Origin of the sequence: Campylobacter sp. RM19073, from assembly GCF_024723495.1 — a bacterium.
In the GTDB taxonomy this organism is placed as follows: Bacteria; Campylobacterota; Campylobacteria; order Campylobacterales; family Campylobacteraceae; genus Campylobacter; species Campylobacter porcelli.
This window is the reverse complement of the sequence record NZ_JANQCT010000001.1, coordinates 165,427-181,382: the sequence shown is the minus strand read 5'-3', so window position 1 is coordinate 181,382 and position 15,956 is coordinate 165,427. Positions and strand designations below refer to the sequence as shown.

Annotated in this window: 16 protein-coding genes; 9 read left to right on the top strand and 7 right to left on the bottom strand. The window is 33.9% G+C overall.

Translation table 11 applies throughout. The annotated features are described in order from the left end of the window. Window positions 1-24: 24 nt before the first annotated feature. The 4 genes from CSUIS19073_RS00935 to CSUIS19073_RS00920 are packed head-to-tail and all read right to left on the bottom strand — an operon-like array spanning window position 25 to window position 3,849. On the bottom strand, window positions 25-765 hold the full coding sequence (locus tag CSUIS19073_RS00935) for a 4-(cytidine 5'-diphospho)-2-C-methyl-D-erythritol kinase (protein WP_086236698.1): 741 nt from the start codon (window positions 763-765) through the stop codon (window positions 25-27). Then, the gene (csrA, locus tag CSUIS19073_RS00930) at window positions 762-989 is read right to left on the bottom strand and encodes a carbon storage regulator CsrA (protein ID WP_086236697.1); all 228 of its coding nucleotides are present in this window, start codon (window positions 987-989) and stop codon (window positions 762-764) included. The genes CSUIS19073_RS00935 and csrA overlap by 4 nt, the downstream gene beginning before the upstream one ends. Beyond that, entirely contained in the window at window positions 977-1,804 is an 828-nt protein-coding gene (gene truB, locus CSUIS19073_RS00925; protein ID WP_086236696.1) for a tRNA pseudouridine(55) synthase TruB, read from the bottom strand. The genes csrA and truB overlap by 13 nt, the downstream gene beginning before the upstream one ends. Beyond that, complete coding sequence (locus CSUIS19073_RS00920) at window positions 1,801-3,849, bottom strand: ATP-dependent helicase (RefSeq protein ID WP_086236695.1); 2,049 nt, start codon at window positions 3,847-3,849, stop codon at window positions 1,801-1,803. The genes truB and CSUIS19073_RS00920 overlap by 4 nt, the downstream gene beginning before the upstream one ends. A 186-nt stretch (window positions 3,850-4,035) precedes the next feature. On the opposite strand from CSUIS19073_RS00920, the gene CSUIS19073_RS00915 reads away from it, so the two are divergent. Next, window positions 4,036-4,902: a LysR family transcriptional regulator gene (locus tag CSUIS19073_RS00915; RefSeq protein ID WP_337214372.1), complete on the top strand. Its 867-nt coding sequence runs from the start codon at window positions 4,036-4,038 to the stop codon at window positions 4,900-4,902. Here the strand turns inward: CSUIS19073_RS00915 and CSUIS19073_RS00910 are convergent. Genes CSUIS19073_RS00910 through sstT form a run of 3 tightly spaced genes read right to left on the bottom strand, consistent with a single transcriptional unit; the run spans window position 4,892 to window position 8,282 of the window. Continuing rightward, window positions 4,892-5,335 (bottom strand): hypothetical protein, encoded by a 444-nt coding sequence (locus CSUIS19073_RS00910; RefSeq protein WP_086236693.1) that lies wholly within the window; start codon window positions 5,333-5,335, stop codon window positions 4,892-4,894. The two genes, CSUIS19073_RS00915 and CSUIS19073_RS00910, sit on opposite strands and share 11 nt — an antisense overlap. Continuing rightward, entirely contained in the window at window positions 5,332-7,053 is a 1,722-nt protein-coding gene (locus CSUIS19073_RS00905) for a M3 family oligoendopeptidase (RefSeq protein WP_086242103.1), read from the bottom strand. The genes CSUIS19073_RS00910 and CSUIS19073_RS00905 overlap by 4 nt, the downstream gene beginning before the upstream one ends. Further along, window positions 7,053-8,282, bottom strand: coding sequence for a serine/threonine transporter SstT (gene sstT, locus CSUIS19073_RS00900; RefSeq protein WP_086236691.1), 1,230 nt, complete (start codon window positions 8,280-8,282; stop codon window positions 7,053-7,055). The genes CSUIS19073_RS00905 and sstT overlap by 1 nt, the downstream gene beginning before the upstream one ends. A gap of 219 nt (window positions 8,283-8,501) precedes the next feature. On the opposite strand from sstT, the gene metK reads away from it, so the two are divergent. The 8 genes from metK (at window position 8,502) to lpxD (ending at window position 15,956) form a co-directional block, all read left to right on the top strand. After that, window positions 8,502-9,695 (top strand): methionine adenosyltransferase, encoded by a 1,194-nt coding sequence (gene metK, locus CSUIS19073_RS00895; RefSeq protein ID WP_086236690.1) that lies wholly within the window; start codon window positions 8,502-8,504, stop codon window positions 9,693-9,695. A 3-nt stretch (window positions 9,696-9,698) separates the two neighbouring features. Further along, the gene (dsbD, locus tag CSUIS19073_RS00890; RefSeq protein WP_086242102.1) at window positions 9,699-11,414 is read left to right on the top strand and encodes a protein-disulfide reductase DsbD; all 1,716 of its coding nucleotides are present in this window, start codon (window positions 9,699-9,701) and stop codon (window positions 11,412-11,414) included. 9 nt (window positions 11,415-11,423) lie between these two features. Further along, the gene (locus CSUIS19073_RS00885) at window positions 11,424-11,810 is read left to right on the top strand and encodes a rhodanese-like domain-containing protein (protein WP_086236688.1); all 387 of its coding nucleotides are present in this window, start codon (window positions 11,424-11,426) and stop codon (window positions 11,808-11,810) included. Next, window positions 11,807-12,124: a hypothetical protein gene (locus CSUIS19073_RS00880; protein ID WP_086236687.1), complete on the top strand. Its 318-nt coding sequence runs from the start codon at window positions 11,807-11,809 to the stop codon at window positions 12,122-12,124. Before CSUIS19073_RS00885 ends, CSUIS19073_RS00880 begins: the two co-directional genes overlap by 4 nt. Beyond that, complete coding sequence (locus tag CSUIS19073_RS00875; RefSeq protein ID WP_086242101.1) at window positions 12,117-12,761, top strand: HAD family hydrolase; 645 nt, start codon at window positions 12,117-12,119, stop codon at window positions 12,759-12,761. Before CSUIS19073_RS00880 ends, CSUIS19073_RS00875 begins: the two co-directional genes overlap by 8 nt. Window positions 12,762-12,850: 89 nt before the next feature. Then, window positions 12,851-14,527, top strand: a complete 1,677-nt coding sequence (locus CSUIS19073_RS00870) for an acetolactate synthase large subunit (RefSeq protein ID WP_086242100.1) — start codon at window positions 12,851-12,853, stop codon at window positions 14,525-14,527. A gap of 2 nt (window positions 14,528-14,529) precedes the next feature. After that, entirely contained in the window at window positions 14,530-14,994 is a 465-nt protein-coding gene (gene ilvN / locus CSUIS19073_RS00865) for an acetolactate synthase small subunit (RefSeq protein WP_086236684.1), read from the top strand. Then, entirely contained in the window at window positions 14,994-15,956 is a 963-nt protein-coding gene (lpxD, locus tag CSUIS19073_RS00860; protein ID WP_086236683.1) for a UDP-3-O-(3-hydroxymyristoyl)glucosamine N-acyltransferase, read from the top strand. Before ilvN ends, lpxD begins: the two co-directional genes overlap by 1 nt.

Below are 15,956 nucleotides of genomic sequence, written 5' to 3'. Positions count from 1 at the left end.
TTTTATATATTTTACTTTTTTATATTAAATTTTTAGTTTAAACTTACTACTTCCGCTTCCGCTTAAAAACTCATCGCTAGCCACGCTTAAATTGCTATATATCTCTTGACATGGTTTTAGTAGGTCGTTTAATCTGATATTTTCATAGCTATTTAAAATTTCTTTGCTTTTCATCTGGCAAAGTTTATTAGCTAAATCTATATCAAATCCCTTAAATTCAGCTCTATACCTTGCAAAAACCTTTGGAGTAGAGCAAAAAATAGGGCTTGTTACAATATCCAAATTTGGGATATCATCATCAAAAGCCTCCACAATCTCGCCAATCCCGCTTACATTTGCTGCGTCAAATCTACTTACAAAAAACGCCACATCAGCACCGATATTATGGGCTATTTGTATTAATTTCTCTTTAGAAATGTTTAAATTTAACCTATCATTTACTAAGTGTAAAAAAGCCGCCGCATTGCTACTTCCACCACCCAAGCCACCGCCAGATGGGATATTTTTAATTAATTTTACTTGATTATCTTTAAAATACTCATCAAGCTCACTAGCAAAACCCAAATTTGCTATTTTATTATAAGCTTTAAAAATTATATTATCACTAAAAGGATTATCGATAATAAGCCCATCACTAACCCTACTAACCAAATCTATCTCATCATAAAGCCCTTTATAAAGGATAAATCTAGATTTAATCTCGTGATAATTATTACGAAATCCAACAATCTTTAAAAATACATTTATCTTAGCAAAACTTCTCATTTAAAGATCTTTTTAGCTAAAAGATCAAGTAAATTTTGTTTAGGTGTGCTAGCTACTGCGTTATTATCAGCGACCTCTTTTACTAGCTCTTTTCGTAAAATTAAAATATCTTTTGGGGCATCAATTGCTATCTTTACCGTGCTATTAGAGGTGCTAAGAATTTTGATTTCTATATCATCTCCAATCTGTATTGACTCTGTGGCTTTTCTTGTTAATATAAGCATTTTTCCATCCTGTTTATTGCGTATTTTACCTCTTGATTTTCTATCTTAATTATGCTAAAAGCGTTATCATACTCTATAACATACTCCCCATCACTGCTAATATCAAAATCACACGCTCTAAGCTTTTTACCCAAAATTATATCCATAATATCGCCTTTATAGCTATTTTTGGTTAAATTTAGATATTTTAAAGGATTAAGCGGTGCTTCATTTTGAAATTTAAACTCACCTTCACTGATTCTCTCAAGTGCGCTTAAAGTGCCTATTTGAGATAAATTTTGTGATAAAATTTGAGCATAAGAGCGTATATATGAACCAGCTGAAACCTTAATCTCAAAGGTTAAAAATGGGTGAGAGTAGTGGATAAATTTCACATCAAATACCTCCATTTGGCACTCTTTTAGCTCAAATTCACTCCCCATTCTTGCTAATTCATAGGCTCTTTTGCCATTAATTTTTTTAGCGCTAAATTTCGGCGGAGTGTAGGTGATTTTGCCTTGTAATTTGCCTAATTCATCTTTGATTTTTCTCTCATCAAGAGATGGGATATCTTGAATTTGAGTGATATTTTGACTATCATAGCTAGGTGAGCTAGCCCCAAGCCAAAGTGTCGCTCGATATAGTTTAGGCTCGATATTTAGATAGTTAAATAGCTTTGTATATGACCCAAACGCTACAATCAAGCACCCACTAGCAAATGGGTCTAAAATCCCAGAAAATCCAGCTTTTTTAACCCCATATTTACGCTTAAGTCTGCTTAAAAAGTGATTTGATACCACTCCTTTTGGTTTATATGCGACAAATAGCCTATTCATATAACCTTCTTAACAAAAGATGACATAATATCCTTGATATTTCCACCAAAATTTATTTTTAGTTTAAATTCATTTTTGATTTTACTTACTTCTATAACACGCCCGATACCAAAAATCTTATGCTGGATTAGATCCCCTTTTTTAAACTCATTTTGGCTCTCTATCTTTAAAGAGCCTTCGCAAAGCCCAGCTTCGCTTAAGAATCTTGATCTATTTAGTCTTGTCCTTTGACCTTTGTAAAATCTCGAATTTGAGTATGATAGATTTAATCCCTTTTTGGCTCTAGTGATGGCTACATATGCTAGGCGTCTTTCTTCTTCTATATCGCTACCATCGCCAAGAAGTGGGAAAAATCCCTCTTCAAGTCCGATTACAAAAAGATGCTCAAACTCAAGCCCCTTACTAGCATGAACGCTCATAATAGATATAGCATCATCGCTAATTCTATCTTGTTCGCTCTCAAGTGCTAGCTCATTTAAAAACTCCTCTAAATCAAAATTTGGAGTATTTAATATATGATCTTTTAATAAAGCGTAGAATTCATCGATATTTATCACTCTCTCGGCCCCATCTGGCAAACTCTCATAATATGCCTTAATCCCAAATGTAGAGTCAAATTTGCTTATCAAATCATATGGGGCTAGGGTAGAGAGATCTTTAATATTATTAGCTAGCTCAATAAGCGTTTGACTTAATTTCTTGCTTAATACATTCTCACTAGCCATATATATCGCATTATATAAAGATGTTTTATTATCAAAGGCAAATTTTTCTAATTTTGCTAAGCTAACCTTGCCTAAACCACGCTTTGGTCTATTGATAATGCGAGTAAGAGAAAAATCATCATTTGGGTTTAAAATCAATCTTAAATAGCTTATAATATCTTTAATCTCAGCTCTTTCATAAAATTTTACTCCGCCTACCATCTTATATGGAATTCTTGCTTTATTTAGCCCATCTTCTAAGCTTCTTGATAGAGCATTTACTCTATATAAAATAGCAATTTGACTAGCTGATACACCGCTTGATAATAGATTATTAATCTTTGTAGCGATATTTTTAGCCTCAGCATTCTCATCGATATGATCTAGTATCTCTATAGGATTTTCATCTGGTAATTGACTAATCAAGCTTTTACCTAGTCTAGATCTATTATGATCTATAAGCTCATTAGCTGCTTTTAATATAGAAGGGGTAGAGCGGTAGTTTCTCTCTAATTTTATAAGCTTAACATCATTAAACTGATCTTTGAAATTTAAGATATTTTCTATTCTTGCGCCTCTCCAGCCATATATACTCTGGTCATCATCGCCTACAACGACCAAATTTTGGTGATTATGGCATACTTTGCGAAGTAGTTTATACTGAAGGTCATTAGTATCTTGATACTCATCTACCATTATATATTTATATCTATCTGAAATTTCGCTACTTAAAGCAGGATTATTATCCAAAATATTATATGTCAAGCACAAAAGATCATCAAAATCAACTAAATTATTACCCTTTAAATACTCTTCATATAATTTATAGGCTTTAGCAATTTTTTCATAATTTGTCTTTGAGTATTGAGTATCTAGCTTTGAGCTATCCATTACAGATTCTACGCTTAAAAGCATATTTTTATATTTTGAGATCTCATTTGATATTATAGCAGCTGGGACTTGGCTCTCTATATCTTTTATAATCTTTTTCTTATCATCAGTATCAATTATGATAAAATTATTACTTCTACCTAGCTCATTTATATGAAATTTCAAAAATAGCAAACCAAATTTATGAAATGTGCAAAGCAAAGGATTAGCATTATATCCCCCAAGCATAGCCATAGCTCGTTGCTTCATTGTAGTAGCAGCTTTATTGGTAAAAGTCAGCGTAAGCGTATTTAAAGGATCAATCCCAACTTCGCTTATTAAGTATGCTAGTCGTGAAGTGATAGTCTTTGTCTTGCCGCTACCAGCCCCAGCTAGAATAAGCATTGGTCCATCTATATGCGTGGCGGCGATTTTTTGATTTTCGTTAAGCGAATTTAATACATTATCCATAAACTACTCTTTTTTATTATTAAAGCTAAGATTATACCAAATTTAAACTTAATAATAATATGTGTTACAAAAAGTTACATATTTTATTAATAATTATCAATATAATTAAAATTTACATTATATTAAATTTTAATTTAAGCTATAAACTATAAAATCAAAAAATTATAAAATCCAAAAGGTTTTTTGATGATCGATTTTAATAAAATATACATTTTTATGACAATTGTCAAAGAAAGGAGTTTCTCAAAGGCTTCTACGACCTTAGGGCTATCGCAGCCAGCTGTTACCTTACAGATTAAAAAGCTAGAAGAGGCACTACAAACCACGCTTTTAGTAAGGCGTAAAAATGGTATAGTGCTGACAAAAGAGGGCGATAGATTTTATAAATTATGTATGAAATTTGAAGGGGCTATGTTTAGGTTTAAAGAAGAAGCCCATAGGATAAAAGATGAGAAATTTAAAATCTCAGTTGCTACTAATTTACTTATAGCACATGCGATTTTACCATTTATGCTAGATAAAATTTGCGATGTGATAAATAGCGATTTAGATGTTAAAATAGCTGATACAAATAATGATTTAGTCTCAAGTCTAATAGACAAAAGATGCGATATTATCATGACTCAAGAGAGATTATATAATGAGCAATTGATATTTAAAAAGCTATTTGAGTATGATATAATCTTAGTCTCAAATATGGTAGCAAATCAAAAAATCACCCCAGCAAAACTTGGCGAGTTTAACTTCATTACAGATAGGACAAAATCCTTTTTAAAGGGGTATTTTGAGCAGTTTGGGGTAAATTATGAAGAGCTTCGCACCATTTATAGGCTAGATGGTGCTGTAGCTACTAAGTATGCAATGCTAAATAATAAGGCTAAAGAGTATGTGGCATTTTTGCCTAGATTTTTAATAAGACAAGCTATTGCTGATGGACTACTCTTTCCTATCGATATAGAAGGAGTAAAGATCATTCGCCCAGTATTTATAGCTGGGCTTAGGGAGAATGAGCATATACTAGATAAGGTTAGTAAAATATCTATTAACCTTTGAAAATATCCCTATTTTTGGGGTTATTTAAAAATATCTGTTTTGAGTGTTCTTGTTTTGTTTTAATGCTATTTGGTGTATAGGTAGCGAAATTTATTAATAGCGGATTTTCATCTATACTAATTCTGATAATAGCACCAATTGGGACACTCACTACACTAGCAAAGTCATCTTCGCCAAATCCAGCTTCAAAGCTTATCTCATCACTACTGATTTTAACACTACTTAGCGTATATCCAGCTAAACTAAATAAAATAACAGATGGATTAAAGCTTGATTTGATACTATCTGGCAAATCTGGATTAAAGCTTACAAATTTAGTATTTACTAAAATATCAACTGTAGAGCCTTTATCTATCAAAAAATTTAGCAAATCATAGATATTTTTACGCATCATAGAGCCAAATTTATCATCTTTTAAAATCTCTTCAATCATAGACTACTCTCCTTTATAAACTCATCAACCAAATTTTCCACTTGAGAAATTCCAATATTCCAAAATTTCTCATCATCAATATCAAAGCCAAACATTCCTACAAGCTCTTTTGGGCTTTTGCTTCCACCTAGGCTTAAGAATTTAGTATAAATCTCTACAAAATTATCACACTCTTTGCTTTTATATAGTCCAAAAAGCGCTAACACTAAAAGCTGAGCATATGAATAGGCATAGCAGTAAAATGGGGAGTGTATAAAGTGCGGAATATAGCTCCACCAAATTTTATAATAATCATTTAAAATAAGAGAATTTCCAAACATCTTTTTACTCTCTTGTAGCCAAATTCTATTTAATTCATCGCTACTTATCTCGCCTTCGTATGAATGCACTAGGCGTTCAAAAGTAGTGAAATTTATCTGCCTATACAAAGTAGCAAATATATCTTCTATTTTACCAGCTAATAAAGCAACTTTTTGCTCTTTTGGAAGTCTATTTTTGACATATTCAAAAACCAGCATTTCGCAAAATACAGAGGCTGTTTCAGCTGTGGTTAGCGGTGTGTGCGAATTTAAATATCCCACGCTATAGCTAAGGTATTGATGGATACTATGGCCTAGCTCGTGAGCTAATGTGAAAAGATCTCGCCTTCTACCGGTAAAATTTAGCAGTACAAATGGATGGACATCGCTACTAGCAGAGTGTGAGAAGGCTCCGGCTTGTTTATTCTCATCTGGATATACATCGCACCAATTCTCATCAAAAGCCCTTTTAGCCAAATTACCAAATAGCGGACTAAACTGGCTAAATGCCTCAATTACTATTGATTTTGCCTCCTCATAATCCATCTTTTCATCGCCACCTAAAGGGGCATATCTATCATAATCATATAGCTTATCAAAGCCTAGAATTTCACGCTTTTTATCATAAAATTTAGATACCAAACCAAAGCTATTTTCACTAGCATTAATCAAAGCATCTACGCTTGATTTTTCTATTTGATTGCTTAGGTGCCTACTTGACTCTCCATACTCATATCCACGCAGTTCGCAGCTATTTTTTAGATCTGTTTTAATCATATTATAGATATAAGTGAGCAGATGTTGCATTGGCTCTAGCCCTTTACTTAGGGATTTGGCAGCCTCTTTTCTTATATTTCTATCACTACTACTAAGCTTAGATAAAATCTCTTCTTCTTTTAAAAGCTCCCCTTCAAACTCAAATCTAGCCCTAGCCATACTCTCATCAAATAGCCTACTAAACGCACTTGCTCCAGTATTTGCTGTCCTTAATAGAATTCTCTCTTCTAAAAAGCTTAGTTGGTGAGATCTACTCTTAGCCAAATTCTCTAAGTAGTAGCCAAATTTAGGCGTGTTTATTATAAAATTTTTTTGAGTTTTTGTATCAAGCTCATTAAATTCAATCTCGAAAAATAACACACTCTCTTCTATCTTGGTGCAGATCTCCTCATATTTGGCTAAAAATGCCCCCTTGCTTGTATCTTTAGCAAAATTTAAATAAGCATAGCTCATAACCTTGCCAATACCAGCTAAAATTTCCTCATAACCTTCCATAGCATTTTTAAATTCATCACTATTTAGATTACTCAAATTTTTACTAAATTTGCCATTAAATTCATCAGCATTTTTTCGTAAATTTAGACAAAATTTATCCAACTCATCAATACTATTAAAAAATTTAGATAGATCCCATATCATAATTATTCCTTTATATTATTTGAAATTATAGCGGTAAATAAAACATCTGTAGAGCTATTTAGAGCTGTCTCTACTGAGTCTTGAATAACGCTAATTATAAATCCGATAGCCACCACTTGCATAGCTATATCATTGCTAATTCCAAATAGCGAACAAGCAAGCGGTATAAGCATCAAAGAGCCTCCAGCTACCCCGCTAGCTCCACACGCACCAATTGCTGCTATTATACTAAGTAGTAAAGCATCCCAAAATCCAACTTCAATCCCCAAGGTATAAACCGCACTCAAAGATAGAACCGCTATAGTTACAGCAGCCCCAGCCATATTTATAGTAGCACCTAATGGAATAGAGATTGAGTAGAGATTTTCATTTAAATTTAATTTTTTGCATAAATTCATATTTACAGGTATGTTTGCAGCACTACTTCTGGTGAAAAATGCCATAACCGCACTCTCTTTTAGGCATATCATTATAAGCGGATATGGATTTTTCTTTGTTACTATAAATACTATAATTGCATTAATCACAAATGCCACAAATAGCATAGTCCCCACAAGAACAAGCAGTAGCTTTAAATACCCGCCAAGTGCAGCAAATCCAGTTTGAGCTACACTAATACTAACAAGACCAAATATACCAAATGGAGCTAGGCGAATTATAAATTTAACTATCTTTGTAATTGCGCCGCTCATATCTTTAAATACCTTTTTTGTCTCATTACTACACTGCCTAAGAGCTATACCAACCCCGATAGCCCACGCTAAGATGCCGATATAATTACCATTTGCGATTGCGTTTAAGGGGTTATCTACTATCTTATATGCTAGATCTTTTAGCACCACTGATATATCGCTTGGTGCAGCACTCATAGCTACAGATGTATTTTGTAATACAAGTGTAGTAGGAGAGATAAAGCTAATACAAACAGCAGCTAAAGAGGCTAAAAATGTGCCAATTATATAGAGTATAACTATATTTTTCATTCCATGCGTATGACCAAATTCTTTAAGCACTATAGAAGCACTCACAAGCACAAAGACCAAAATAGGAGCCACAGCCTTTAGAGCGCCCACAAAAATAGAGCCTAAAATCGCAGCAAAATTGGCTAAATTTATCGCAATATCATTACCACCATAAGCTACAAACCCCAAAATCCCACCAAGGATAATACCAACTAAAATTTGGACTATTAAATTGCCATCATTATATCGCTGTGCAATATGTCTAATCATAAAAATCCTTTAATAAAATCAATTATTATATTTTAAATTTAATTAAATTTGGCTAAGAGTAGGGGGTTATAAAATTTTTATCTAAATTACTATATAAATATTAATAAGATTTAGTAATATTTATAGCGAGATAATATCAAATTCAAGTTACAAATTTAATATATATTTTACAAAATTATGCTAAAATCCACGCCAAAAATTGTCAAAATAAGGAAAAATATGTATCTATTTACAAGTGAAGTTGTAAGTCCAGGACACCCAGATAAATGTGCTGATATAATAGCTGATAGCATAGTAGATGCGATACTTTCGCAAGATTCAAAAGCAAGGGTGGCTAGTGAAGTTTTCGTTGCTGGTAAGCATATTGTAATTGGCGGCGAGATCAACTCAAGTGTAAATTTAAGTCATCAAGAGTATAGAACAATAGTTAAAAATGCCTTAGCAAAAATAGGATATAACGGCAATCCGCACTTTAGCAAAGCTCAATGTCTCCATCCAGATGATATTGAGGTAGATGTATTTTTGAATCAGCAAAGCCCAGATATAAATCAAGGCGTAGATCAACAAAGTGGCGAAATAGGTGCTGGAGATCAGGGGATTATGTTTGGATTTGCTTCGTGTGAGACTAATAATTTAATGCCAGCAGCGATAACTTACGCAAGAGTGCTTTGCGATAAGGTTTATAATTACGCTCTTAAAAATCCAGATAAACTAGGTGTGGATATAAAAACACAAGTTACAATCGATTATGGCACAAAATCAAATTTTGAAAATTGCAAACCAGAAAAAATCCATACAATAGTAGTTTCAGCCCCAAGCGTTGAGAGCTTAAAAATAGAAGAAGTAAGAGATTTGATACAAGGCTTGATAGATGATGCTGGACTTCCAAAAGAGCTTTATGACAAAGAAAAAACCATAATCTACATAAATCCAACTGGCAGATATGTAAATCACAGCTCACTTCACGATAGCGGATTAACAGGTAGGAAATTGATCGTAGATAGCTTTGGTGGATACTCACCTATTGGCGGTGGCGCTCAAAGTAGTAAAGACTACACAAAAGTCGATCGTAGTGGATTATACGCAGCTAGATGGATAGCTAAAAACATAGTCGCAGCAGGACTTGCTAAAAAGTGTATCGTCCAGCTAAGCTACGCTATAGGGGTAGCAAAACCAGTGAGCGTAAGCGTGGATTGTATGGGGACAAATATAAATAGCAATGATGATAAGCTTTCTGAGTTTGTCTATGAGAAATTTGCCTTAACTCCAAAGTGGATTACTGATAAATTTGGACTAGATAAACCTAGCAAAGATACATTTTTATACTCTAATGTAGCGGCTAAAGGGCAAGTAGGAGATCCTAGCTATCCATGGGAGAAGCTAGATGCTGTAGAGATATTTAAACAGATTTAATATATGAAAAAGCTATTATATCTATCTATTTTCATTGTATCTTTATGTCTTGGTAATATTTTAGAGCCTAAAGATGCCTTTAAAATCGCTATTTTAGGGGATAACCAAAGCGGTATAGTGGCTAAATTTGATATTGCTAATGGGGTATATCTATATCAAGATAAGATAAAAATAGAGCTTGATAGTAGTGATATTACTAAATTTTTAAATATTCCAAAAGCGATAAAATATGATAATTATGAAATTTATAGGGATTTAGAGATATTTATCCCTGCTGGCTTGGCGATAAATAAAGATAGATTTGAGCTTGATATTTACTATCAAGGTTGTAGCGATAGTGGATTTTGCTATCAACCTTTGCGGGATAAATTTGATATTAAATTTGATACAGATGGCAAGGTTATAGCAAATAGATTAAAAGCAGATCAAACGCCAAAATCACTAAATAAAGATAGCGGTAAAACCACACAAAATGAGCAATCTCAAATCGCTTTAAATTTAGAAAATAACTCGATTTTATGGATAATCTCTACCTTTTTTATCTATGGAGTTTTACTCTCGTTTACCCCATGCGTATTTCCTATGATACCAATTCTTTCTGGACTAATAATCTCCAAAGGCTCTAAGGATATTAAAAGCAACTTTATCATCAGCTTAATCTATGTCTTATCTATGAGTTTTACCTACGCTATAGCCGGAGTAGTGGCTAGTATGATAGGAGCTAGCGTTCAAGGATTGCTCCAAACTCCAGTTGTGCTAATTATATTTAGTGCTCTTTTTGTTATACTCTCTCTTTGTATGTTTGGGCTGTTTGAGTTTGATATTCCAAAGAGTTTGCAAAGTTATATAAACTCTAAAAGCTCTAAATTTAGCCATATTGGCGGTGTGATTTTTATGGGTGTTACATCAGCTTTGATAGTAGGGCCATGCGTAGCAGCACCACTGGCTGGAGCGCTTTTATATATCGCAAATAGTGGTGATATGATAGTTGGGGGATTGGCTTTATTTGTAATGAGCTTTGGTATGGGGTTACCACTTCTTGCCATTGGACTTGGTGCTAATAAATTCTTGCCAAAGCCAGGCGAATGGATGATAAGAGTAAAAATCGCATTTGGTTTTATCATGCTTGCTATGGCTATTTGGGTGGTTTCGCCTATTCTTAAAGATGAATTTGCTATGCTTGGATATGCTATTTTAGGCGTGATTTTTAGCGTGATTTTTGGTACATTTGATAGGGCATTTAGCATGGCTCAAAGAGTGATTAAGGCTATATCTATCATTATTTTTTCTATTAGTATAGTGGTGATTGTAGATTTTAGTATTGGTAAATTTGCACCAAATTTAAAGCCAAATCCTAAGATAAATTTGGCTAAAAATGAGATTAAATTTGATTATGTAACCAATCTAAAAGAGTTAAAAGAGATTATAAAAACTACTAAAACCCCACTTCTTATAGATTTTTGGGCTAGTTGGTGTGTGAATTGTAAGGAGCTTGAAAGCAGTGTTTTTACCCAAAGCGATGTAGCAAAAAGATTGAGCGAATTTAAGCTTATTAAAATTGATGTAAGCCAAAATAGTATAGAAAATCAAGAGTTGATGAAAGAGTATCAAATTTTTGGCCCACCAGTTTTATTGATTTATAATAATAGCCAATTAAAATATCAAATAACTGGGCTAATCACGCCTGAAGAGCTACTAGAAAAATTAAATCAAATTTAAGGAAATAAAATGATAAAGGTGTTATTAATGATGTTTTTTACAACTGCGATGGCTATGGCTAAGTATATAAATGTAGATATAGATGAGAGTGTAGTTAATGACAAAAATATACAAATTGTAGATATTCGCACTCCGATCGAGTGGAGTTATGGAGTATTAAAGGGTGCTATTTTAGTAAATTTAACAGATGATAATGGGTATTATAATGAGAATTTTATAAATATGATAAAAGAAAAAACAGACCCAAATAAGAAGATTGCTGTAATTTGTAGAAGCGGACATAGAAGCCAAACCGCATCTGAAATTTTAATCCAAAATGGATATAAAGATGTGATAAATTTATCCGGTGGTATGATATTAGCGACTAAAAAAGGTCTTGATATAGTAAAGCCATGAATGATAAAGTAAAGCGGGTCAAATATCTAAGGGGGCTTGAAAAATTTGCTAAATTAGCTATTAGAAATTTAAAAAGAGATGATTATGATGAGAGTAAATTTCGAGCTCTTGTAGATAAAAACTCACAAATTCTAGCTAAAATAGAGCCTGTCTATTTAGATCAGCCATACTCAAAATCACTTTGCGAGTTTGTAAATTTGGTTATTACTCTAAATGATAAAACAACACTTTTAAAAGCTGCAAATTCACTTGAAAAGCTTAAAAATTTAAAAAGCTACAAAAAAGATAAACACAAAGGTCAGATTTATGAGTAGGGTTATAATCTTTGATATGGATGGTACTCTTGTTGATAGTGATAAGGCGATTTGTAATACTATTAATTATATGCGACAAGGGCTAAATATGCCCCCATTAGATGATAATGAGATTATAGAAATTATCAATAATCCAGCAAAAAACTATATGATGGAATTTTACGCAGTAGAGAGAGTTAACCAAAATATGATTAAAATTTTTGAAGAGGAGTATCAGAAAAACTACTTTTTACACGCTAAAATTTATCAAGATACTTTGGATATAATGGATTATTTTCAAAAAATGGGTTATAAAATGGCAGTTGCTTCTAACGCTCCAGATACAAGCCTAAATCAGATATTATCAAATCTTAAAATATTAGATAAATTTGAGATAATTGTAGGTGCTAGCGCTACCATGCCTTGTAAGCCAGCCCCAGATATGCTGAATTTCATCACAAATAGACTTGGCAATCAAGCAATATTTATAGGCGATAGCTATAAAGATAAACTAGCTGCTAAAAATGCAAAAATAGAATACATAAATGTAACTTGGGGAGCAAATAGGCAAATTCTAGATAGCATAAATTGCCAAAATGCCAAAGAGGTGATAGAAAAAATCGATTTAATATGTAAATTTGATACATTTGTAATTTAATTTTACTTAATTTCATATTTTTAACCTTTCTAAATAAATTTAATGCTATAATCAAAGAATTTTAATCAAAGTTAATAAAAGGTAAAAATATGAAGAAGCTAAATGGCTCGCAAATGATAAGCGAAGCACTAAAATATGAGGGTGTTAGCGTTGTCTTTGGCTATCCAGGCGGTGCAGCATTAAATATATATGATGAAACATACAAACAAGAGTATTTCACACACATTTTAACACGCCACGAGCAAGCAGCCCTACACGCTGCTGATGGCTATGCAAGGGTTAGCGGTGAGGTTGGTGTGGCATTTGTTACTAGTGGTCCAGGCTTTACTAATGCTATAACCGGCTTAGCTACGGCGTATGCTGATTCTATCCCGTTAGTGCTTATTAGCGGTCAGGTTGGCTTACCATTAATTGGCACTGATGCATTTCAAGAGATTGACGCTGTAGGTATCTCAAGACCATGTGTTAAGCACAATTTTTTAGTCAAAAGCATTGAAGAGCTACCGCTTATATTAAAACAAGCATTCTATATAGCAAGAAGTGGTCGCCCAGGTCCTGTTCATGTCGATATTCCTAAAGATGTAACGGCTGCTATTGGCGATTTTGAGTATCCTAGCCAGATAAAAATGCAAACATATAAGCCAACTACAAAAGGTCATCCAAATCAGATTAAAAAGGCTTGCGAGGCTATACTAGTGTCCAAAAAACCCATTGTTTATATAGGTGGCGGTGCTGTAAGTAGTGGTGCTAGTGATGAGATTAGAGAGTTTGTTCAAAAGACTCAAATTCCAGCTGTAGAGACGCTAATGGCACTTGGGGTTTTAACTCCTGTTAATCCTTTGAATTTAGCTATGGTTGGAATGCATGGTAGTTACGCTGCTAATATGGCCTTAAGTGAGGCTGATTTGATTATCTGTCTTGGGGCTAGATTTGATGATAGGGTTACTGGCAAACTTAGCGAATTTGCCAAAAATGCTAAAATAATTCATATAGATATTGATCCAAGTAGCATTGGTAAAATCGTTCGTGTGGATTATCCTATAGTTGGTGATTTGAAAAATGTAATGGTAGAATTAAATGATAGAATTAATCTAAATGGCGATGAATTTGCTGCTTGGAGAGAGCAAATTGAAATTTATAAAAAACTTCATCCACTTAGTTATAAAGATAGCGATGAAGTTTTAAAACCACAATGGGTAGTAGAAAAAATGGGGCAAATGCTACCAAAAGAGTGTGTAATTGCCACCGATGTGGGTCAGCACCAGATGTGGGTAGCGCAGTTTTTTCCATTTAATCGCCCTAGACAATTACTTACAAGCGGTGGCTTAGGCACTATGGGATATGGACTTCCAGCTGCGATGGGTGCTGCTTGGGCTAGTGATGCTCCAGTGATTGCAGTTAGTGGTGATGGTGGATTTTTGATGAATATCCAAGAGCTAATGACCTTAGTGGCAAATAAAAAGCGAGTTATAAATATTATTTTAAATAATAATTTCTTAGGTATGGTGCGTCAGTGGCAAACATTCTTTTATGATGAGAGATACTCACACACTGATCTTAGCATTCAGCCTGATTTTATCAAAATTTGCGAAGGCTTTGGCGGTAAAGGATTTGTAGCTACTACAAAGAGTGAGTTTGAATCTGCTTTAAATCAGGCTTTGGAGTGCGAGTGCGTAAGCGTGATCGAGGTTAAGATAGATAGATTTGAAAATGTCTTGCCGATGGTTCCAGCTGGTGCTGCAATTTATAATATGATATTGGAGTAAGAATGAGAAGAGTTATTTCAGCAATTGTATTAAATGAACACGGGGTTTTAAGCCGTATAGTTGGGTTATTTTCTGGGCGTGGATACAATATCGACTCTTTAACAGTAGCTCCGATACCCGATAGCGAATTCTCAAGAGTTACAATTACTACAAGTGGCGATGCTAGAGTATTTGAGCAGATTGTCAAGCAACTTCATAAACTCATACCTACATATAAGGTTATAGATGATAGTGGCGAATATGTAGAAAAAGAGATGGTACTTATCAAAATATCGCTTAATGAGGATTTTAGCGGACTTGATGCGATACTCAAATCATATAACGCTATAGTAGCAAATGCAAATGAGCAATATATAATAATAATGGGCTGTGATAACTCAGCTAGAATTGATTGTTTTATCAAGGTTATGAGAAAGTATAACCCAATTCAGATAGTTCGTAGCGGCTCAGTGATGATGGAAGTGTGATGAAATTAAGTCAAATTTACTCTATTTTAGGATTAGAATTTAGCGGAGATGATATGGAGATTGCCTCACTTAGCTCCCTAGCTTTAGCTAAGCAAGGACAGATGAGCTACTGCGATTCATCTAAAAATACAAAGTATTTAGCTGATTGTAAAGCTGGTGCTGTGCTAGTGACTAAAGATATGGTTGATATGGTAAAGAGTAGGGCGGTCGTGGTAGAAAATCCACATCTTGCCTTTGCTATCTTATCAAAGCACTTTTCAAAACCGCTAATTAGGGAATTTAAACCATCAAATATAGATGAGAGCGTAACTATAATGCCAAATGTATATATAGGTAGCGGAGTTAGCATTGGTAAAAATAGTCTAATTATGCCAGGGGCATATATCGGCGATAATGTCCAAATTGGCAATGAGTGTGTAATCCACCCAAATGTAACAATATACGCCGATAGTATAATTGGTAATGAGTGTATAATAAATGCAAATTCAGTAATAGGTAGCGATGGATTTGGCTACGCACACACAAGGACTGGAGAGCATATTAAGATATATCATAATGGCTGGGTAATCTTAGAAGATTGCGTGGAGATTGGAGCTTGTACTACGATAGATAGGGGGGTTTTCGAGCCTACAATCGTGCGTAAATACTCAAAAATTGATAATCTAGTCCAAATAGGCCATAACTGCGAAATCGGATATGGTAGTATCTTAGTATCTCAAGTTGGTCTAGCAGGAAGCACTAAGCTTGGTCGTAATGTTATAATGGGCGGTCAGAGTGGAACTGCGGGGCATTTAAGCATTGGTGATTTTGCTAAGATAGCTGGGCGTGGTGCTGTATCAAAGAGCATTGAAGGTAGCAAGGAGTATGGCGGACATCCACTTATAGAGCTTAAAGATTGGCTAAAGACTCAAGCTAGATTTTTACGAGAATTTAGTGGTAAAAACGACAAAAAGGGAAGTTAA

Coding starts and splice junctions, on each gene's coding strand:
- CSUIS19073_RS00935 (WP_086236698.1), bottom strand. CDS start 765: ATGAGAAGTTTTGCTAAGATAAATGTATTTTTAAAGATTGTTGGATTT.
- csrA (WP_086236697.1), bottom strand. CDS start 989: ATGCTTATATTAACAAGAAAAGCCACAGAGTCAATACAGATTGGAGAT.
- truB (WP_086236696.1), bottom strand. CDS start 1,804: ATGAATAGGCTATTTGTCGCATATAAACCAAAAGGAGTGGTATCAAAT.
- CSUIS19073_RS00920 (WP_086236695.1), bottom strand. CDS start 3,849: ATGGATAATGTATTAAATTCGCTTAACGAAAATCAAAAAATCGCCGCC.
- CSUIS19073_RS00915 (WP_337214372.1), top strand. CDS start 4,036: ATGATCGATTTTAATAAAATATACATTTTTATGACAATTGTCAAAGAA.
- CSUIS19073_RS00910 (WP_086236693.1), bottom strand. CDS start 5,335: ATGATTGAAGAGATTTTAAAAGATGATAAATTTGGCTCTATGATGCGT.
- sstT (WP_086236691.1), bottom strand. CDS start 8,282: ATGATTAGACATATTGCACAGCGATATAATGATGGCAATTTAATAGTC.
- metK (WP_086236690.1), top strand. CDS start 8,502: ATGTATCTATTTACAAGTGAAGTTGTAAGTCCAGGACACCCAGATAAA.
- dsbD (WP_086242102.1), top strand. CDS start 9,699: ATGAAAAAGCTATTATATCTATCTATTTTCATTGTATCTTTATGTCTT.
- CSUIS19073_RS00885 (WP_086236688.1), top strand. CDS start 11,424: ATGATAAAGGTGTTATTAATGATGTTTTTTACAACTGCGATGGCTATG.
- CSUIS19073_RS00880 (WP_086236687.1), top strand. CDS start 11,807: ATGAATGATAAAGTAAAGCGGGTCAAATATCTAAGGGGGCTTGAAAAA.
- CSUIS19073_RS00875 (WP_086242101.1), top strand. CDS start 12,117: ATGAGTAGGGTTATAATCTTTGATATGGATGGTACTCTTGTTGATAGT.
- CSUIS19073_RS00870 (WP_086242100.1), top strand. CDS start 12,851: ATGAAGAAGCTAAATGGCTCGCAAATGATAAGCGAAGCACTAAAATAT.
- ilvN (WP_086236684.1), top strand. CDS start 14,530: ATGAGAAGAGTTATTTCAGCAATTGTATTAAATGAACACGGGGTTTTA.
- lpxD (WP_086236683.1), top strand. CDS start 14,994: ATGAAATTAAGTCAAATTTACTCTATTTTAGGATTAGAATTTAGCGGA.